This window comes from Citrobacter sp. JUb117, from assembly GCF_024809055.1.
Classification (GTDB): domain Bacteria; phylum Pseudomonadota; class Gammaproteobacteria; order Enterobacterales; family Enterobacteriaceae; genus Citrobacter; species Citrobacter gillenii.
Map to the genome: position 1 here is coordinate 446,696 of NZ_JANUFB010000004.1, position 19,017 is coordinate 465,712.

16 protein-coding genes and 3 tRNA genes are annotated in these 19,017 nt (G+C 53.2%); 9 read left to right on the plus strand and 10 right to left on the minus strand.

Annotation, left to right across the window (positions count from 1 at the left end):
* Positions 1-8 precede the first annotated feature (8 nt).
* Genes amiB through nnr form a run of 3 tightly spaced genes read right to left on the minus strand, consistent with a single transcriptional unit; the run spans position 9 to position 3,341 of the window.
* Positions 9-1,343 (minus strand): N-acetylmuramoyl-L-alanine amidase AmiB, encoded by a 1,335-nt coding sequence (gene amiB / locus M2374_RS12100; RefSeq protein WP_117342430.1) that lies wholly within the window; start codon positions 1,341-1,343, stop codon positions 9-11.
* Between the two features lie 17 nt (positions 1,344-1,360).
* A complete protein-coding gene (gene tsaE, locus M2374_RS12105) occupies positions 1,361-1,822 on the minus strand; it encodes a tRNA (adenosine(37)-N6)-threonylcarbamoyltransferase complex ATPase subunit type 1 TsaE (RefSeq protein WP_096758592.1) in 462 nt (153 codons plus the stop codon).
* On the minus strand, positions 1,812-3,341 hold the full coding sequence (nnr, locus tag M2374_RS12110) for a bifunctional ADP-dependent NAD(P)H-hydrate dehydratase/NAD(P)H-hydrate epimerase (RefSeq protein WP_181688541.1): 1,530 nt from the start codon (positions 3,339-3,341) through the stop codon (positions 1,812-1,814). The genes tsaE and nnr overlap by 11 nt, the downstream gene beginning before the upstream one ends.
* On the opposite strand from nnr, the gene queG reads away from it, so the two are divergent.
* A complete protein-coding gene (gene queG / locus M2374_RS12115; protein WP_181688542.1) occupies positions 3,340-4,479 on the plus strand; it encodes a tRNA epoxyqueuosine(34) reductase QueG in 1,140 nt (379 codons plus the stop codon). The two genes, nnr and queG, sit on opposite strands and share 2 nt — an antisense overlap.
* Before the next feature lie 269 nt (positions 4,480-4,748).
* Here queG and M2374_RS12120 read toward each other — a convergent pair.
* From M2374_RS12120 to orn, 4 genes are all read right to left on the minus strand, one after another.
* A tRNA-Gly gene (locus tag M2374_RS12120) sits at positions 4,749-4,824 on the minus strand.
* A 36-nt stretch (positions 4,825-4,860) separates the two neighbouring features.
* Positions 4,861-4,936: transfer RNA gene (locus M2374_RS12125), tRNA-Gly, on the minus strand.
* A gap of 157 nt (positions 4,937-5,093) precedes the next feature.
* Positions 5,094-5,169, minus strand: a tRNA-Gly gene (locus tag M2374_RS12130).
* A 196-nt stretch (positions 5,170-5,365) separates the two neighbouring features.
* Positions 5,366-5,911 carry an oligoribonuclease gene (gene orn / locus M2374_RS12135; RefSeq protein WP_096758595.1) on the minus strand — a complete coding sequence of 182 codons (546 nt, stop codon included), beginning with the start codon at positions 5,909-5,911 and terminating at the stop codon, positions 5,366-5,368.
* A 106-nt stretch (positions 5,912-6,017) separates the two neighbouring features.
* On the opposite strand from orn, the gene rsgA reads away from it, so the two are divergent.
* From rsgA to mscM, 3 genes are all read left to right on the plus strand, one after another.
* Positions 6,018-7,070, plus strand: coding sequence for a small ribosomal subunit biogenesis GTPase RsgA (gene rsgA, locus M2374_RS12140; protein ID WP_170972982.1), 1,053 nt, complete (start codon positions 6,018-6,020; stop codon positions 7,068-7,070).
* A gap of 92 nt (positions 7,071-7,162) precedes the next feature.
* Positions 7,163-8,131 carry an archaetidylserine decarboxylase gene (asd, locus tag M2374_RS12145; protein ID WP_096758597.1) on the plus strand — a complete coding sequence of 323 codons (969 nt, stop codon included), beginning with the start codon at positions 7,163-7,165 and terminating at the stop codon, positions 8,129-8,131.
* A 17-nt stretch (positions 8,132-8,148) separates the two neighbouring features.
* Positions 8,149-11,463 (plus strand): miniconductance mechanosensitive channel MscM, encoded by a 3,315-nt coding sequence (gene mscM, locus M2374_RS12150; protein ID WP_096758598.1) that lies wholly within the window; start codon positions 8,149-8,151, stop codon positions 11,461-11,463.
* 81 nt (positions 11,464-11,544) lie between these two features.
* On the opposite strand, the gene yjeM is transcribed toward mscM, so the two are convergent.
* Together yjeM and epmA are read right to left on the minus strand one after the other, a co-directional pair.
* Positions 11,545-13,047 carry a glutamate/gamma-aminobutyrate family transporter YjeM gene (gene yjeM, locus M2374_RS12155; RefSeq protein ID WP_181688543.1) on the minus strand — a complete coding sequence of 501 codons (1,503 nt, stop codon included), beginning with the start codon at positions 13,045-13,047 and terminating at the stop codon, positions 11,545-11,547.
* 212 nt (positions 13,048-13,259) lie between these two features.
* Positions 13,260-14,237: an elongation factor P--(R)-beta-lysine ligase gene (gene epmA, locus M2374_RS12160; protein ID WP_096758600.1), complete on the minus strand. Its 978-nt coding sequence runs from the start codon at positions 14,235-14,237 to the stop codon at positions 13,260-13,262.
* Between the two features lie 324 nt (positions 14,238-14,561).
* On the opposite strand from epmA, the gene frdA reads away from it, so the two are divergent.
* From frdA to M2374_RS12185, 5 genes are all read left to right on the plus strand, one after another.
* Positions 14,562-16,352: a fumarate reductase (quinol) flavoprotein subunit gene (gene frdA / locus M2374_RS12165; protein WP_117342443.1), complete on the plus strand. Its 1,791-nt coding sequence runs from the start codon at positions 14,562-14,564 to the stop codon at positions 16,350-16,352.
* Positions 16,345-17,079 carry a fumarate reductase iron-sulfur protein gene (gene frdB / locus M2374_RS12170; protein ID WP_096758601.1) on the plus strand — a complete coding sequence of 245 codons (735 nt, stop codon included), beginning with the start codon at positions 16,345-16,347 and terminating at the stop codon, positions 17,077-17,079. The genes frdA and frdB overlap by 8 nt, the downstream gene beginning before the upstream one ends.
* A gap of 10 nt (positions 17,080-17,089) precedes the next feature.
* Positions 17,090-17,485 (plus strand): fumarate reductase subunit FrdC, encoded by a 396-nt coding sequence (frdC, locus tag M2374_RS12175; RefSeq protein ID WP_003025537.1) that lies wholly within the window; start codon positions 17,090-17,092, stop codon positions 17,483-17,485.
* A gap of 10 nt (positions 17,486-17,495) precedes the next feature.
* Complete coding sequence (gene frdD / locus M2374_RS12180) at positions 17,496-17,852, plus strand: fumarate reductase subunit FrdD (RefSeq protein ID WP_003025535.1); 357 nt, start codon at positions 17,496-17,498, stop codon at positions 17,850-17,852.
* Between the two features lie 106 nt (positions 17,853-17,958).
* Positions 17,959-18,492 carry a lipocalin family protein gene (locus M2374_RS12185; RefSeq protein ID WP_181624928.1) on the plus strand — a complete coding sequence of 178 codons (534 nt, stop codon included), beginning with the start codon at positions 17,959-17,961 and terminating at the stop codon, positions 18,490-18,492.
* Here M2374_RS12185 and sugE read toward each other — a convergent pair.
* Positions 18,489-18,806 carry a quaternary ammonium compound efflux SMR transporter SugE gene (gene sugE, locus M2374_RS12190; RefSeq protein ID WP_181688544.1) on the minus strand — a complete coding sequence of 106 codons (318 nt, stop codon included), beginning with the start codon at positions 18,804-18,806 and terminating at the stop codon, positions 18,489-18,491. The genes M2374_RS12185 and sugE overlap by 4 nt on opposite strands.
* Between the last annotated feature and the right edge of the window lie 211 nt (positions 18,807-19,017).

The window sequence follows — 19,017 nt, forward strand, 5'->3', positions numbered from 1 at the left end:
GCTAATCCTTAATTGGTTAACGTGTCGCCCGGCGAGATGGCGCTAGCAGTTTGCGCCGGTGCGCCCTGTGGCCCGGTTTGCATCGGATGCGACTGGAAGTAATTACGCAATCCTTTGTAAATCGCCTCGGCCAGCTGCTGCTGATAATCATCGCTCGCCAACAAACGTTCTTCGCTGTTGTTACTGATAAAGCCGGTTTCAACCAGCACAGACGGGATATCCGGAGAACGCAATACGCCAAGGCTGGCGTGCTCCGGGCGGCGCTTATGCATCGAACCAATGCGCTCCAGCTGGCCGATCATACTGGTTGCCACATCATACCCTACACGCTGTGAATGACCGAACTGCAGGTCCAGCACCGCCTGACTCAAATACGGGTCGGACTGACTGTTGGCCAGCACATCACCCGCACCACCCAACAGCTCCGATTGCTTCTCGTGCTGTTCCAGCCAGCCAGCCATTTCAGTGTTGGCTCGACGGTTTGACAACACCCAAACGGAAGCACCCGTGGCATCCCGGTTGGGTGCCGCATCAGCATGAATGGAGACCAGGAAGTTGGCATTTTGTTTACGCGCCACGTCAGAACGGCCCATCACCGAGATGAAGTAATCGCCGTCACGAGTGAGTACGCCCTTAAACATCGGATCGTCATTGAGCAGACTGCGCAGCTTACGCGCGACGGCGATGGTGACGTTTTTCTCACGCGTGCCGCCAGGACCAATCGCGCCAGGATCTTGTCCACCGTGCCCGGCATCAATCGCAATGACCACTTTATCGCCATTATTGTTGCTCACCGCCCGAGCGGCAGGCCGCGTGGCCGTATTACTGTTGATGACGGCTGTCGTGCGATTATTTTCCGTTTTAAACGGGTTACGCGCGGGTTCTGACGGACGCGGAGCGACAACGGGTGCTTCAACGCGCTTCACCACCACAGGAGGTGGCGGTGGCGGCGGAGGTGCATCAGCATTGATGGTAAACACCACGGTATAGTTACCGCCGTTTTGCCGTTTTACAGCGGCGGCTTTTCCGTTCTCGGTTAAATCGACAACCAGTCGCAAAGACTGTGGATCGTTCGGTGTACCCGCACGGATGGCCTTAACCAGGTTATTACCGCTAAACAGCAGCGGCAGTCCCTGAATCACGCCGGTTTGTTTAATATCCAGCGCAACGGTGCGCTTCCCGTCCTGCGAAACAGCATATTCAGGCTCGCCAATAAAACTGAGCGTAATCCGCGCCTGTTGTTCGCCGTTAGAAACCTGAAGATCGGAAAGGCTGGCGGCCCCTGCCTGCGCGCACAGCAGGACCAGGGTTGCCATCAGCCAATTTCTGATGCGATAAATCATCCCGCCACCCTTTAAGGTTATTCGGCTAAACGCGCCAGCAATAAATTACCCGATGAGGAGACGGCACTTACGCGCGCCTCTCGACCTTGCGCCTGGTATTCGATGTGTATTTCGACGTCCGGGTCCGGGAGCACACCTTTACCTTGTTGTGGCCATTCCACCAGGCAAATTGCATCATTGGCAAAATAATCACGGATCCCCATAAATTCGAGCTCCTCGGGGTCCGCAAGTCGGTACAGATCGAAGTGATATACCATTAAATTTTCAAGCGAATAGGGTTCGACCAGCGTATAGGTGGGGCTTTTTACATTGCCTTTATGACCTAGCGCCTGCAGGAATCCCCGGCTGAAGGTGGTTTTACCCGCGCCTAAATCGCCGTACAAATAAATAACCGTTGCGCCGTCACAGGCCTTCGCGACCCGCAGTCCCAGGTCTAATGTCGCCTGTTCATCCGGTAGCGGAATTACTCTATTCATCATGATAAACGTCAATCACATCAGGGTTAACAATACGCTGTAGCGTGGTAAAGAGATCTGTCGCCAGCATGCCGCGCGTACCAAATCGCGCCGCCAGCACATCCGCTGCCGCGCCGTGCGCCACACATCCCGCACACGCAGCATCATACGGGGTAAGCTTCTGTCCGAGCAATGCGCCAATGATTCCGGAAAGGACATCACCCATACCGCCGCTGGCCATTCCTGCGTTACCGGCATCGATAATGGCTAATGCATTGTGCTCCGAGGCCACTACCGTACCCGCGCCTTTCAGCACCACCACACCTCCGTACCGTTTTACCAGACGCTGTGCAGAAAGTAAGCGATCGTCTTCAATTTCTGTAATGGAGCAGCCCAACAGTCGCGCAGCCTCGCCCGGATGCGGCGTGATCACGCGATTGTGACGTTTATCGGGATTGATTGCCAGCAGGTTAAGCGCATCGGCATCCCACAGCATCGGTTTGCGAAAATTCTCAACTTTTTGCAGTGTTTTTTTTCCCCACTCTTGCTGCCCAAGTCCGGGACCGATGACAACGACATCCGCCCACGCCAGACTTTCCTCCACCGCGCGAGGCGTCAACTCATCGACCATCAGTTCCGGACGGGCGGTCAGGATCGGTGCAATATTTTCACTGCGCGTGAGCACCTTAACCAATCCGGCACCAGCGCGAAGCGCCGCTTCACCGGCCATGCGTATGGCGCCTGCTGTGCCATAGTCACCCCCGATGATCGCCAGTCGACCATGGTCACCTTTGTGCGATGTTGCGCGGCGTGGTGTCAGCCAGCATCTAAGCTGTGAGGCATCAACGCGCTGAATGGGCGCGTCCTGCCCCGCCAGCCAGGCATCCAGCCCGAGCGCGTTAAAATGGATACGCCCTGTGACATCACGCGCTTTGCCCGTGAGCTGACCGGGCTTCAATGCAATAAAGGTAACGGTATGGGCAGCATGAATCACCGCTCCGGGCGTTCCCCCCGTCTGCGCCAGCAGACCGGAAGGAATATCAATAGCCACTGTGGGAGCAGAATGCACATTCGCCTGTTTGATTAATGTCGCCAGTGGGTCGCGAGGTGCATGTTTTAAGCCGGTGCCGAGCAACGCATCGATAATCACATCCACCTCTTGCGGCCAGATAATATCCGGGGCGTGGATAACGCCACCTGCGTTCAGCCAGGCATGACGAGCATGTTCTGCCTCCTGTGGGAGCGGTTTGTCGCTTTCTTGCGCTAATAGCGTGACGTGAATCCCCGCGGCTTTGGCAAGTCTCGCCACGACATAGCCGTCGCCGCCGTTATTACCGTGGCCACAGAGCACCAGCCAGTGCCGAGCGGCAGGATATGCATTGCGAGCAACCTGGAACGCCGCCTCTCCCGCACGTTGCATCAGCTCATACAGCGTCAGCCCAAGGCTGTCTGCCGCCTCATGTTCCATCCGTTTGATGTCATCGGCGTGCCAGATAGAGTGTGGTATACTTGCGGGGTTTTTCTTCATTGTATGGTCCGTCATGTCAGAGCCCCTCGATCTCAATCAGTTAGCACAAAAAATTAAGCAGTGGGGGCTGGAACTTGGCTTTCAGCAGGTCGGTATTGCCGATACAGACCTTAGCGAAGCCGAACCCAAACTGCAGGCCTGGCTGGATAAACAATACCATGGCGAAATGGACTGGATGGCCCGTCACGGCATGATGCGCGCCCGCCCCCACGAGTTATTACCCGGAACTTTACGCGTCATCAGCGTACGGATGAATTATCTCCCCGCCAATGCCGCGTTTGCCAGCACGCTAAAAAATCCGTCGCTAGGCTACATCAGCCGTTATGCACTGGGCCGTGACTACCATAAGCTGCTGCGTAACCGTTTAAAAAAGCTGGGAGAGTTGATCCAGCAGCATTGCGTTTCGCTGAATTTTAGACCTTTTGTCGATTCTGCGCCCATTCTGGAGCGTCCGCTGGCGGAAAAAGCCGGACTTGGCTGGGTTGGTAAGCACTCACTAATTCTTAGCCGTGAAGCCGGGTCATTTTTCTTCCTTGGTGAACTGCTGATCGATTTACCGCTTCCTGTGGATCAGCCTGTAGAAGAAGCCTGCGGCAAATGCGTGGCCTGTATGACCATTTGCCCCACGGGCGCCATCGTTGAACCCTACACCGTTGATGCCCGCCGCTGTATTTCCTATCTCACGATCGAACTAGAAGGCGCTATCCCGGAAGAGTTTCGCCCACTGTTGGGCAACCGAATCTATGGCTGCGATGACTGCCAGCTCATTTGCCCCTGGAATCGCTATTCGCAGCTCACTGTAGAAGATGACTTTAGCCCACGTAAACAACTGCATGCCCCGGAACTGATTGAGCTGTTTGGCTGGAGCGAAGCGTGGTTTTTAAAAGTGACGGAAGGTTCGGCTATTCGTCGCATCGGACACCTGCGTTGGTTGCGAAATATCGCCGTCGCGCTGGGAAATGCCCCGTGGGATGAAACCATAATAAATGCGCTGGAAAATCGCAGAGGTGAGCACCCACTTCTCGACGAGCACATAGAATGGGCGATTGCGCAGCAGATTGAGAAAAGAAATGCCTGCGTGGTTGAAGTGCAATTACCGAAGAAACAGCGGCTGGTCAGGGTGATTGAAAAAGGTCTGCCGCGTGATGCTTAAGTCATCCACAGCTTGTGCATAAAAATAAAAACACATTGATATTCAAGAAGGAAAAAATCGTCAAGTGATCACATTAACAATTTGAAATGAAAATTAATTCATTAAATTCAAATGGTTATAAAGATACTATTCACCAAGCGAAGTTTTTTGCATTCCAGGAATATTACTCTGACCTGTGGATAAGTCTGTTTACAAGAGTATGTCAAAGACAAAAGAAAACAGCCCCAACGCGATTATTCGTTGTGGATATGTTTATTGATATAAGAATTTGGAGCGGGAAACGAGACTCGAACTCGCGACCCCGACCTTGGCAAGGTCGTGCTCTACCAACTGAGCTATTCCCGCTTGGGTGGTGCGTATCTTGCGATACTTTTCAAATTTTGGAGCGGGAAACGAGACTCGAACTCGCGACCCCGACCTTGGCAAGGTCGTGCTCTACCAACTGAGCTATTCCCGCTTAATCTTCGTCTTTCGAAACGCTACTGCGTTGGCTGCCTTCATTCACCTTAGTCACTTACTCAAGTAAGTTCCCAAGGATTCATTCAGTTGCCGCCTTGTCGCAATTCGAAATCCTGCGATTGGTGGTCTGTGCTTAGAAAGCACTTTTCAAATTTTGGAGCGGGAAACGAGACTCGAACTCGCGACCCCGACCTTGGCAAGGTCGTGCTCTACCAACTGAGCTATTCCCGCAAATCTGTACTGCTTTTGTTGCTGTCGTAACGCGTAAATCTCTGTCGTTACGGGAGGCGCATTATACGAGAAATTCGTTTAGCTGCAACCCCCTTGAATACGATTTTTTTGAAAACTCGTTCAAGTGATTACTTTACAATCAAGCTGGACAATTTAGCGTCAAAAAGCCGGTGACGCAAGCCACCGGAGAACAAAATCAAAGCTTAATAAAATGCTCACGGTAGTAAGCCAGCTCAGCGACGGACTCACGAATGTCGTCCATCGCCTGGTGTGTCCCCTGCTTCGTGAAGCCATCGAGGATCTCCGGCTTCCAGCGACGGGCCAGCTCTTTCAACGTGCTAACGTCCAGATAGCGATAATGGAAATACGCTTCCAGTTCCGGCATGTATTTGAACAGGAAACGACGATCCTGGCCGATGCTGTTGCCACAAATCGGGGATTTCCCTGCCGGAACCCACTCTTTTAAAAATGCCAGCGTCGCCAGCTCCGCTTCACGATCGCCCATGGTGCTCGCCTTCACGCGCTCCACCAGACCACTTCCGGTATGCGTACGCACGTTCCAGTCATCCATTAGCGCCAGCTGCGCGTCGGACTGGTGGACGGCAATCGTCGGTCCTTCAGCCAGAATATTCAGATTGGCGTCAGTCACCAGCGTCGCGATCTCAATAATGCGATCGCGCTCGGGATCCAGACCTGTCATCTCCAGATCGATCCAAATCAGGTTGTTTTCATTGCCACTCATGCTATTTTCCACCCTTCAGACGTCACATTCAGTGTGACTATATTCATCTAAAATTGCGTGTATCATAAATGTTTTGCCCATCATGGGCGACCAGGAGTCAGTACGATTGAGTAAAAATAAACTCTCCAAAGGCCAACAGCGCCGCGTGAACGCCAATCACCAGCGTCGTCTTAAAACGTCCACGGAGAAGCCCGACTACGACGACAACCTGTTTGGCGAGACCGCTGAAGGTATTGTTATCAGCCGCTTTGGCATGCATGCCGACGTGGAGTCTGCCGACGGCGATGTCCACCGTTGCAACATCCGTCGCACAATTCGTTCGCTGGTAACCGGCGATCGTGTAGTCTGGCGTCCAGGTAAGGCCGCAGCCGAAGGCGTGAACGTTAAAGGGATCGTTGAAGCGGTACATGAACGTACCTCGGTGCTAACGCGTCCGGACTTTTATGACGGTGTAAAACCCATTGCGGCCAACATCGACCAAATCGTCATTGTCTCAGCCATCTTACCCGAGCTGTCACTCAATATTATCGACCGATATCTGGTTGCCTGCGAAACGTTGCAGGTTGAGCCCATTATCGTACTCAACAAAATCGATCTGCTCGACGATGAAGGCATGGTCTTCGTGAATGAGCAGATGGATATCTATCGCAATATTGGCTATCGCGTGTTGATGGTCTCCAGCCATAAAAAAGACGGCCTGCAGCCGCTTGAGGAAGCGCTGACCGATCGCATCAGCATTTTTGCTGGTCAATCAGGCGTGGGCAAATCCAGCCTGCTCAACAACCTGCTCGGCCTGCAGAAAGAGATCCTGACCAACGATGTCTCCGATAACTCCGGTCTTGGGCAACACACCACCACGGCCTCTCGCTTGTACCACTTCCCGCACGGCGGTGACGTCATTGACTCCCCCGGCGTACGTGAGTTTGGGTTGTGGCATCTTGAGCCGGAACAAATCACCCACGGGTTTGTCGAATTCCATGACTTCTTAGGTCATTGCAAATACCGCGACTGTAAGCATGATACGGATCCAGGCTGCGCTATCCGTGAAGCAGTAGAGAAAGGGGCTATCGCCGAAACTCGGTTTGAGAATTATCACCGCATCCTTGAAAGCATGGCGCAGGTAAAAACGCGTAAAAACTTTTCTGATACGGACAACTGACAACTAAGCTAAGCATCGCTAGAATCGTCCCCCTTTTTTCAGGATCCGGCCCGCATGCCGGATCGGGAACAAATTATGGCCTGGAGGCTACCTTGTTAAATTCATTTAAGCTTTCGCTACAATACATTCTGCCGAAACTATGGCTCACTCGCCTGGCGGGTTGGGGTGCAAGCAAACGAGCAGGATGGCTAACTAAACTGGTTATCGATCTGTTCGTGAAATATTACAAGGTCGATATGACAGAGGCGCAGAAGCCGGATACCGCCAGCTATCGCACCTTTAACGACTTCTTCGTGCGCCCACTGCGTGACGATGCCCGCCCAATTAATACCGACCCGAATGTTCTGGTTATGCCAGCTGACGGCGTGATTAACCAGTTGGGGAACATCGAAGAAGACAAACTGTTGCAGGCCAAAGGGCACAGCTACAGCCTTGAAGCACTGCTGGCAGGTAACTACCAAATGGCGGACAAGTTCCGTAACGGAACGTTTGTCACGACGTACCTCTCACCGCGTGATTACCACCGCGTACATATGCCGTGTAACGGTATCCTGCGGGAAATGCTGTACGTGCCCGGCGATCTTTTCTCGGTCAACATTCTGACCGCGCAAAACGTGCCCAACCTTTTTGCCCGTAACGAACGTGTTATTTGCCTGTTTGACACTGAATTTGGCCCGATGGTGCAAATTCTGGTCGGTGCAACCATCGTCGGTAGCATCGAAACTGTCTGGGCTGGCACCATCACGCCACCGCGTGAAGGCGTAATTAAGCGCTGGACATGGCCTGAAGGTGAAAGTGAAGGTTCAGTGGCGCTGCTGAAAGGCCAGGAAATGGGCCGCTTTAAGCTTGGTTCAACCGTCATCAACCTGTTTGCACCAGGCAAAGTTAATCTGGTCGAGCAGTTGCAGGATCTTTCGGTCACCAAAATCGGTCAACCGATGGCAATCTCTACCGAAACGTTCGTGACGCCAGAGGCCGAACCCGCCCCGCTTGCGCAAGACGAGATCGAAGCAGAACACGCTGCCAGCCCGCTGGTTGACGACAAAAAAGACGAAAGTTAAACATAGGAATCGCTGCTGTGCGCCTGATTATCACTTTTCTGATGGCCTGGTGCCTCAGCCAGGGGGCGTACGCTGCGACGGCCCCCGATACCAAACAAATCACCCAGGAACTGGAGCAGGCCAAAGCGGCAAAACCCGCTCAGCCAGAAGCCGTCGAGGCGCTCCAGTCCGCGCTGAATGCCCTTGAAGAGCGTAAAGGCTCTCTCGAGCGCGCCGAACAGTATCAGCAGGTTATTGATAACTTCCCCAAGCTGTCCGCGACGCTACGCGCGCAGCTTAGCAACCTGCGCGATGAACCTCGCAGCATCCCCACGGACCTCTCGGCTGACGCCTTAAACCAGGAGATCCTGCAGGTCAGCAGCCAGTTGCTGGAAAAAAGCCGTCAGGCCCAGCAGGAGCAGGATCGCGCCCGCGAAATCGCCGATTCATTAAACCAGCTCCCTCAACAGCAAACCGATGCTCGCCGTCAATTAAATGAAATTGAACGACGCCTTGGCGCAGCCAGCGGTAATACGCCGCTCAATCAGTCGTTGCAGGCTGAATCCGCCAGACTCAAAGCGCTGGTCGATGAGCTGGAGCTGGCACAACTTTCCGCTAACAATCGTCAAGAACTGGCGCGTATGCGCTCCGAACTGGCCGAAAAACAGAGCCAGCAGCTCGACGCTTACCTGCAGGCATTACGAAATCAGCTCAATAGCCAGCGGCAGCGTGAAGCGGAGCGGGCGTTGGAAAGCACCGAACTGCTGGCAGAAAACAGTGCAGGACTGCCGGAAGGCATTGTCGATCAGTTTAAGGTCAACCGCGAACTGTCACAGGCGTTAAACCAACAGGCACAACGTATGGACCTGGTGGCGTCTCAGCAGCGTCAGGCCACCGGTCAAACGTTGCAGGTACGTCAGGCATTGAACACGCTGCGCGAGCAGTCACAGTGGCTGGGGGCGTCGAATATGCTGGGCGAAGCGCTTCGCGCGCAGGTTTCCCGTCTACCTGAAATGCCTAAGCCGCAACAGCTCGATACCGAAATGGCGCAGCTGCGCGTACATCGCATGCGCTATGAAGACCTCCTCAACAAACAGCCGCAGCTGCGCCAGATCCATCAAGCGGATGGACAGCCGCTTACCGCAGAGCAGACCCGTATTCTCAATGCCCAACTGCGTACCCAGCGTGAGCTGTTGAATTCCCTGCTACAGGGCGGCGATACGCTGATACTCGAGTTAACCAAGCTGAAAGTCTCCAATAGTCAGTTGGAAGATGCGCTGAAAGAGGTTAACGAAGCCACGCACCGCTATCTGTTCTGGACCTCTGACGTCAGCCCGATTTCACTCTCCTGGCCGGTCGATTTGGTTCAGGATCTGCGTCGTCTAATCTCATTAGATACGTTTAATCAGCTTGGTAAAGCCAGCGTCATGATGCTCACCAGTAAAGCCACGCTGCTGCCGCTGTTCGCCGCGCTGGTGCTGGTAGGGTTTAGCCTCTATTCGCGTAAGCACTTCACCCGCTTTCTTGAGCGATCGTCTGCGCGGGTCGGTAAAGTCACCCAGGATCACTTCTGGCTAACGATACGAACGGTATTCTGGTCAATTCTCGTTGCCTCGCCGCTGCCGGTGCTGTGGGCGACGCTGGGTTACGGCCTGCAGGAAGCCTGGCCCTATCCGCTGGCCGTCGCCATCGGCGATGGTGTGACCGCCACGGTGCCTATGCTGTGGGCGGTGATGATTTGCGCTACCTTTGCGCGGCCGAATGGTCTGTTCATCGCGCACTTTGGCTGGCCGCGCAACCGCGTCGCTAAAGCTATGCACTATTACCTGATGAGCATCGGACTGATTGTTCCGCTGATCATGGCGGTGATCATGTTTGATAATCTCAATGACCGGGAATTCTCCGCTTCATTAGGACGCCTGTGCTTTATGTTGATTTGTGGCGCACTGGCCATCGTCACTCTGAGCCTCAAGCGCGCCGGGATCCCGCTGTACCTCGACAAAGAGGGCAACGGCGACAACATGGTCAACAGCATGCTGTGGAATATGCTAATGGGTGCCCCGTTAGTTGCCATTCTTGCGGCCGCGGTAGGTTACCTGGCCACAGCACAGGCGCTGCTGGCCCGCCTGGAGACGTCTGTTGCTATCTGGTTCTTGTTGCTGGTGGTTTATCACGTCATCCGCCGCTGGATGCTTATCCAGCGCCGTCGTCTGGCTTTTGACCGCGCCAAACACCGACGCGCAGAAATGCTGGCGCAGCGTGCACGTGGTGAAGAAGAACCCGCGCACTCCACCAGCCTGGAAGGAGCGATAGATATCGATGAAAGCGAAGTCGATCTGGACGCGATAAGCGCACAGTCGCTGCGCCTGGTGCGGTCTATCCTGATGCTCATCGCCCTGCTTTCAGTCATCGTGCTGTGGTCAGAAATTCATTCCGCGTTCGGCTTCCTGGAAAATATCTCACTATGGGATGTGACGTCCACGGTGCAGGGCGTAGAAAGCTTAGAGCCGATTACGCTGGGCGCAGTGCTTATTGCCATTCTGGTGTTTATCATCACCACCCAGCTGGTGCGTAACCTGCCTGCACTGCTGGAACTGGCGCTGTTGCAGCACCTGGATTTAACACCAGGTACCGGTTACGCCATCACCACTATAACCAAGTATCTACTGATGCTAATTGGTGGCCTGGTGGGCTTCTCAATGATTGGTATTGAGTGGTCGAAACTGCAGTGGCTGGTTGCTGCTCTCGGTGTTGGTTTGGGCTTTGGTTTGCAAGAGATCTTCGCCAACTTTATATCCGGCCTGATCATCCTGTTTGAAAAACCAATTCGTATTGGCGACACGGTGACCATTCGCGACCTCACCGGCAGCGTGACCAAGATTAACACCCGCGCGACCACCATCAGCGACTGGGATCGTAAAGAGATCATCGTGCCCAACAAGGCGTTTATCACCGAGCAGTTTATCAACTGGTCGTTATCCGACTCAGTGACTCGTGTGGTATTGACCATTCCTGCACCGTCAGAAGCCAACAGCGAGGAGGTCACGCAAATCCTGCTCACTGCCGCCCAGCGCTGCTCACTGGTTATCGACACACCGGCGCCGGAAGTCTTCCTGGTTGACCTTCAGCAGGGGATTCAGATCTTTGAACTGCGTATCTATGCCGCAGAGATGGGACACCGTATGCCATTGCGCCACGAGATCCACCAGCTGATTCTGGCGGGCTTCCGTGAGCACGGTATTGATATGCCATTCCCACCGTTCCAGATGCGTCTGGAGAGCCTCAGCGGAAAGCAAACGGGGAGAACGTTAAGTTCTGCGGGCAGAGGTAAGCGCCCGGCGGGAAGCTTGTAAACGTGAGTGGTGCCTGATGGCGGCTTCGCCTAATCCGGCCTACGAAGATGCTTCTTTAGTAGGCCGGATTAGGCAGGTCGTTTATTCAACCGCCCATTCAGGCTCATTGGCTATACGACGGCTGTAGTTCTGGTAAATCGCCATGGCTAACAACGAGAAGAAAATCGGCCCGCCGGTCATCCACAGCGCACTGCTCCAGTCGCCAGCTTCAATCACCGGCTGGATAATGGTGAACACGTTGGCGAATGTCACCACCAGCACCACGACACTCGTGGCCAGTAGCGTTGCGGCTCGGGTTTTAAATATCACAAACGGTCTTTCCAGACCGACGCGAGATTTAAAGAAAGGGAACGCCAGCGCGAGGAACAGATACGGCAGCGTCATCGAGACGTTCGCCATCAGCGTCAGCTTGTTATAGAACGCTGAGGCCGTATCGCCGCCAAACGACACCAGCAGAATAAACAGGCTCACCAGCAGACACTGCATCCACATCGCCGTCGTCGGCATCCCCATAGCGTTCAGTCTGGTCATCGGTGCAGGCCACAGTGCTTTTGGCGTCCCCTGAATAATCGCTTTCAGCGGCGAATAGCTGAGCGTGAAAAATGCCCCGGTATAAGCAAGGAACATAGACAGGCCGGTAATACGCGCAAACCAGACGCCCGTAGTGATTGCCGCCTCAGGTGAAAGATGCAGCGCATGGCCCAGCGTCATCCCCAAACTCTTCATCAGGATATAAGTAATATTACCCAAGTTCACTGAACTATTACTTAATACATCCTGCCAGTTGGTACTCACGCCCCATAAAAAGATGGCCAGCGAATAACCCACTGAAATGACAATCGCCGCGAAGACAATGCCTTTCGCGAAGTTCTTTTCAGGTTTCTCTGTTTTATCAACCAGTCCACCCACGGCTTCTATTCCGCCATAGGCAAAAATAGCAAACACCACAAATGACAGCATGGCCAGACCGGACTGATATCCCGGATTCGGTGAAGAGACAAAATTAATATCCTGTGCAAAGTGGCCACCGGTTAATAACAAAATAGCGATACTCACTAACAACAGAACTAAATTAAGACACATGACGGCAATTCCGCCAACCGCCGTAATGCGAGCAATCTTATTAATACCCCGTGACGCTACGCCAGTCACCAACACCATCCAGCCAACAGCAAGCAGTCCGACGACCTGCGTGGGCTCAAACCCGGCGATACGCCAGGTCTGCGTCATATCCGCGCCGAATATAAAGGTGGAAAAAGGCACCCAGACTTTCGCCGCGGTGCTCACCATCCAGATAACGTAGGAAGAGAACCACATAAAGGTGCCGATAAACGCATAACGAGGTCCGACGCTATTATTCATCCACGAATAGATCCCACCCTCTTCTTTCCGATAGGCAGACCCCATTTCAGCCATCATTAAGGCAAATGGGATAAAGAATAATAATGCAGAAAATACATACCATGGAATGGCACTGTATCCCATTAAATAGAAAGCCGAGGGGCTATTAGCAAATCCAAAAACAGACGTAAATATCATCAGGATGAGACCAGTCAGGCTCATCTTTTTTATTGTTTGGGTCATTAAACTATCCCTTACTCTGGAGAGTGTTTATCAAACACCACTCACCGGTGAATACTGCCCCCTTGCAGAGATCAGCAATAAGAAAATCAACACAGGATTGATACCTGAATGCTAACAAAATTCCAGAGTTAAATTGTGGCTATTAGAGGGGAAATGAAAAAAGATGCTACAAAGTGACGACTATGCGCCACTTTGCAATGCGGAGACGTGAATTACGCACGATCGACGGTAAAGGCGATAACATCAGCGAGGCTATCGGCCCCCAGTGCCAGCATAACCAGACGGTCGACGCCCAGCGCCACGCCTGAGCAATCCGGCATCCCAACTTTTAGCGCTTCAAGCAGATTGTTATCGATAGGCTGTTGCGGTAAGCCACGGGCGGCTCGTTTGCGGTTATCCTGTTCGAAGCGTTGCTGCTGCTCGCGTGCATCGGTCAACTCATGGAAACCATTCGCCAGCTCAATACCTTTGTAGTACACCTCAAAACGTTCGGCCACGCGGTGGTCTTCAGTACTGATTTGCGCCAACGACGCCTGGCTGGCCGGGAAATGATATACAAACGTCGGTTTATCTTTGCCAATGTGCGGTTCGACGCCCATCGCAAACAGCAGTTGCAGCAAGGTATCCCGGTCTTCTTCGGTGTCCGCGATATTGCTGAGATCCAGCTTAGCCGCCGCTTCGCGCAACTGTGTTTTATCCGCTGACAGCGGGTCGATTTCAAGATGACGCTGGAAGGCTTGCTGATAAGAGAGGCTTTCCGCCGGAGAGCAGTCCAGCACTTGCTGGAGCAAATCATCCACTTCATTCATCAGACGGTACATGTCGTAATGAGGACGGTACCACTCGAGCATGGTGAACTCGGGGTTATGGTGACGCCCCATCTCTTCGTTACGGAAACTGCGACACAGTTGGTAGACCGGACCACACCCTGCCACCAGCAGGCGCTTCATATGGTATTCCGGGCTGGTCATCAAATAGAGGTTCATGCCCTGAGAATGACCCGGGCCAACGAAACGCGTTTCGAACGGGAACAGATGAATATCCGTAACCGTCGCCTGACTCATACAAGGTGTCTCAACCTCAAGCACGCCACGGTCGGCAAAAAAGCGGCGGATTTCCGCTATAATTGCTGCACGTTTTAACAGATTGGGGATGGACGCGCTCGGCTGCCAGGTTGCCGTTTCGCTCATGGTTGTTTCTCCGATTTAAGACAAGGGCACGAAGTCTACTCGTAACGCGTTAGCGAGACAAATTTCGGGAGGGAATAACAAACACGGACAAGTTGATAAAAAAAGCAACATTGGGTGGTTTAGTAATTAAATTAATCAAAATCAATGATAATTCCCCCCTGTGATACGCTAAAAAAATCGAACACGTCAAATTTCCCGCTCCTCCCTGAGACTATACTATTGTACCTATAAAGGAGCAGTGGAAACGCGTTCATAACCCGTTTGACTCAGATGAAGCATCTGATTACGGGCGGGGATGAAATAACAACAATCTGGAGGAATGTCGTGCAAACCTTTCAAGCCGATCTTGCCATTATAGGCGCCGGTGGCGCGGGATTACGTGCTGCAATTGCTGCCGCACAAGCAAATCCCAACGCTAAAATCGCACTGATCTCAAAAGTGTACCCAATGCGCAGCCATACCGTTGCTGCTGAAGGCGGCTCTGCTGCTGTCGCGCAGGATCATGACAGCTTTGACTACCATTTTCACGATACGGTAGCTGGCGGAGACTGGCTGTGTGAGCAGGATGTCGTGGATTACTTTGTCCACCACTGCCCAACTGAAATGACGCAACTGGAACAATGGGGTTGCCCATGGAGCCGTCGTGAAGACGGTAGCGTCAACGTACGTCGCTTCGGCGGTATGAAAATTGAGCGCACCTGGTTTGCCGCGGATAAGACCGGCTTCCACATGCTGCATACGCTGTTCCAAACGTCTTTGCAGTTCCCGCAAATTCAGCGCTTCGACGAACACTTCGTCCTGGACATCCTGGTTGATGACGGTCAGGCTCGCGGCCTGGTTGCGATGAACATGATGGAAGGCACGCTGATGCAAATCCGTGCTAATGCGGTTGTCATGGCAACAGGCGGCGCTGGCCGTGTGTACCGTTACAACACCAACGGCGGCATCGTTACCGGCGACGGTATGGGTATGGCACTGAGCCACGGCGTTCCGCTGCGTGATATGGAATTCGTTCAGTATCACCCGACTGGTCTGCCAGGCTCCGGTATCCTGATGACCGAAGGCTGCCGCGGTGAAGGCGGTATTCTGGTCAACAAAGATGGCTATCGCTATCTGCAGGACTACGGCATGGGTCCGGAAACCCCACTGGGCGAGCCGAAGAACAAATACATGGAACTGGGTCCGCGCGACAAAGTTTCTCAGGCCTTCTGGCACGAATGGCGTAAAGGCAACACCATTTCCACACCACGTGGCGATGTGGTTTACCTCGACCTGCGTCACCTCGGTGAGAAAAAACTGCTCGAGCGCTTACCGTTCATCTGCGAACTGGCGAAAGCCTACGTGGGTGTCGATCCGGTTAAAGAACCGATCCCGGTACGTCCGACCGCGCACTACACCATGGGCGGTATCGAAACCGATCAGCACTGTGAAACCCGCATTAAAGGTCTGTTCGCCGTTGGTGAATGTTCCTCTGTTGGTCTGCATGGCGCTAACCGTCTGGGTTCTAACTCTCTGGCAGAACTGGTGGTCTTTGGCCGCATGGCGGGTGAACGTGCAGCAGAACGCGCTGCAACGGTAGGCGCAGCAAACGGTGCCGCACTCGACGCACAGGTTGCTGGCGTTGAAAAACGTCTGAAAGATCTGGTGAACCAGGAAGGTAACGAAAACTGGTCCAAAATCCGCGACGAAATGGGTCTGTCCATGGAAGAAGGTTGCGGTATCTACCGTACGCCGGAACTCATGCAGAAAACCGTTGATAAACTGGCCGAACTGCAGGAACGTTTCAAGCGCGTACGTATCACCGATACCTCCAGCGTCTTCAACACCGACTTGCTGTACACCATCGAACTGGGTCATGGTCTGAACGTTGCTGAATGTATGGCGCACTCTGCGCTGGCACGTAAAGAATCCCGCGGCGCGCACCAGCGTCTGGATGAAGGCTGCACCGAGCGTGATGACGTTAACTTCCTCAAACACACTCTCGCCTTCCGTGATGCTGACGGCACAACTCGCCTGGAATACAGCGACGTGAAAATCACCACTCTGCCGCCAGCTAAACGTATGTACGGTGGCGAAGCGGAAGCAGCCGATAAGAAGGAGAAGGCGAATGGCTGAGATGAAAAACCTGAAAGTTGAGGTGGTGCGCTATAACCCGGAAACCGATACCGCGCCGCACAGTGCTTTCTATGAAGTTCCTTATGATGAAACCACATCTCTACTGGATGCGTTGGGTTACATCAAAGATAACCTGGCACCGGACCTGAGCTACCGCTGGTCCTGCCGTATGGCAATCTGCGGCTCCTGCGGCATGATGGTCAACAACGTGCCTAAACTGGCGTGCAAAACCTTCCTGCGTGAATACACCAACGGTATGAAGGTTGAAGCGCTGGGCAACTTCCCGATCGAACGCGATCTGGTCGTCGATATGACGCACTTTATCGAAAGCCTGGAAGCGATCAAGCCGTACATCATTGGTAACCCGCGTACTCCGGATCAGGGTCCAAACACCCAGACTCCGGCGCAGATGGCGAAGTATCATCAGTTCTCCGGTTGCATCAACTGTGGTCTGTGCTATGCCGCGTGCCCGCAGTTCGGCCTGAACCCAGAGTTCATTGGACCGGCTGCAATCACCCTGGCGCATCGTTATAACGAAGATAGCCGCGACCACGGTAAGAAGGAGCGTATGGCTCAGTTGAACAGCCCGAACGGCGTCTGGTCCTGTACTTTCGTGGGCTACTGCTCCGAAGTCTGCCCGAAACACGTCGATCCGGCTGCGGCCATTCAGCAGGGTAAAGTTGAAAGTTCAAAAGACTTTCTTATCGCTACCCTGAAACCACGCTAAGGAGTGCACGATGACGACTAAACGCAAAGCCTATGTGCGGCCAATGACGTCCACTTGGTGGAAAAAACTGCCATTTTATCGTTTTTACATGCTGCGTGAAGGCACGGCAGTTCCGGCAGTCTGGTTCAGCATTGAACTGATTATCGGCCTGTTTGCACTCAAGCATGGTGCAGAGTCCTGGATGGGTTTTGTCGCCTTTTTACAAAACCCGGTGGTGGTAATTCTTAATATTATCGCCCTGGCTGCAGCGCTGCTGCATACCAAAACCTGGTTTGAGCTGGCGCCAAAAGCTGCCAACATCATCGTAAAAGACGAAAAAATGGGGCCAGAGCCGATCATCAAAGGTCTCTGGGCAGTTACTGTGGTTGCGACAGTAGTAATACTGTTTGTTGCCCTGTTCTGGTAAGGAGTCCGGAATGATTAATCCAAATCCAAAACGCTCTGACGAACCCGTATTCTGGGGCCTGTTTGGTGCAGGCGGTATGTGGAGCGCTATCATTGCGCCGGTGATGATCCTGTTGGTAGGCATTATGCTGCCGCTGGGCTTTGTTCCTGATGCTTTCAGCTATGAACGCGTACTGGCATTTGCTCAGAGCTTCATCGGACGTGCGTTCCTGTTCCTGATGATCGTTCTGCCGCTGTGGTGTGGTTTACACCGTATGCACCACGCGATGCATGACCTGAAAATCCACGTGCCAGCTGGCAAGTGGGTATTCTACGGTCTGGCTGCGATCCTGACCGTTGTAACGGCGATTGGTATTCTGACCATCTAATCGCTCCGCCCTCTTATCATCCGGTAAGAGGGCGTTTTTTCGCTCTCTCTTCCCTTAATTCCCCGCCAGGTTCTACACTTAGGAAAAACCTTAAAAGGAAAATCCTATGCGCTTGCTGCCTGTAGTTGCTGCCATTACGGCTGCATTTCTGGTTGTCGCTTGCAGCTCCCCTACGCCACCAGCAGGCGTGACCGTTGTCAATAACTTTGATGCTAAACGCTATCTCGGAACCTGGTACGAAATCGCGCGCTTCGATCATCGCTTCGAACGAGGACTGGATAAAGTCACGGCCACCTACAGCCTACGTGATGATGGTGGTATCAACGTCATCAACAAAGGCTACAACCCCGACAGAAGCATGTGGCAAAAAACGGAAGGCAAGGCTTATTTCACTGGTGATCCTACGCGAGCGGCGCTGAAGGTGTCGTTCTTCGGTCCATTCTACGGTGGGTATAACGTGATTGCTCTCGATCGGGAGTATCGCCACGCGCTGGTTTGTGGCCCGGATCGCGACTACCTGTGGATCCTCTCACGTACCCCCACTATTTCAGACGAGATGAAACAGCAAATGCTGGCAGTCGCGGCCCGGGAAGGGTTTGAAGTGAACAAGCTAATTTGGGTAAAACAGCCTGGCGCTTAGTGGGTACTGAGCTTCAGACCAATAATTCCGGCGACAATCAGACCCAGACTCAGCAAACGTGCCGGACCGGCGGATTCCCCCAGCAGCAGGATACCGGTAATAGCCGCCCCTACCGCACCAATACCGGTCCAGACCGCATAAGCTGTTCCAACGGGCAACGTTCGCATCGCCCAGGAAAGCATGGCGATACTGACGATCATGGCCACAATGGTAATAATGCTCGGCGTCAGACGGGTAAAACCGTGGGTATATTTCAGGCCAATTGCCCATACGACTTCAAGCAGGCCAGCAATCAATAAAACGATCCAGGACATATCAGGCTCCAGAATAACAATGGGGCCGTCCCCGGTGAGAGAAGCGTTTGCAGGTCGTCCTACAACGCTGAACTATGAAAAAGCATTTTTGCCCGAAAGAAAATGAATTTCAACATTTTTATCCATTGCCTGCTTAAAGCAAGAATTGAGCACAAATAGCAGCGTAGTTCCCGCATTTGGCTGCCATTGGTCTTATCTATGATAAATGGCT

Coding starts and splice junctions, on each gene's coding strand:
- amiB (WP_117342430.1), bottom strand. CDS start 1,343: ATGATTTATCGCATCAGAAATTGGCTGATGGCAACCCTGGTCCTGCTG.
- tsaE (WP_096758592.1), bottom strand. CDS start 1,822: ATGATGAATAGAGTAATTCCGCTACCGGATGAACAGGCGACATTAGAC.
- queG (WP_181688542.1), top strand. CDS start 3,340: ATGTCAGAGCCCCTCGATCTCAATCAGTTAGCACAAAAAATTAAGCAG.
- nnr (WP_181688541.1), bottom strand. CDS start 3,341: ATGACGGACCATACAATGAAGAAAAACCCCGCAAGTATACCACACTCT.
- orn (WP_096758595.1), bottom strand. CDS start 5,911: ATGAGTGGCAATGAAAACAACCTGATTTGGATCGATCTGGAGATGACA.
- yjeM (WP_181688543.1), bottom strand. CDS start 13,047: ATGACCCAAACAATAAAAAAGATGAGCCTGACTGGTCTCATCCTGATG.
- epmA (WP_096758600.1), bottom strand. CDS start 14,237: ATGAGCGAAACGGCAACCTGGCAGCCGAGCGCGTCCATCCCCAATCTG.
- frdB (WP_096758601.1), top strand. CDS start 16,345: ATGGCTGAGATGAAAAACCTGAAAGTTGAGGTGGTGCGCTATAACCCG.
- frdC (WP_003025537.1), top strand. CDS start 17,090: ATGACGACTAAACGCAAAGCCTATGTGCGGCCAATGACGTCCACTTGG.
- frdD (WP_003025535.1), top strand. CDS start 17,496: ATGATTAATCCAAATCCAAAACGCTCTGACGAACCCGTATTCTGGGGC.
- M2374_RS12185 (WP_181624928.1), top strand. CDS start 17,959: ATGCGCTTGCTGCCTGTAGTTGCTGCCATTACGGCTGCATTTCTGGTT.
- sugE (WP_181688544.1), bottom strand. CDS start 18,806: ATGTCCTGGATCGTTTTATTGATTGCTGGCCTGCTTGAAGTCGTATGG.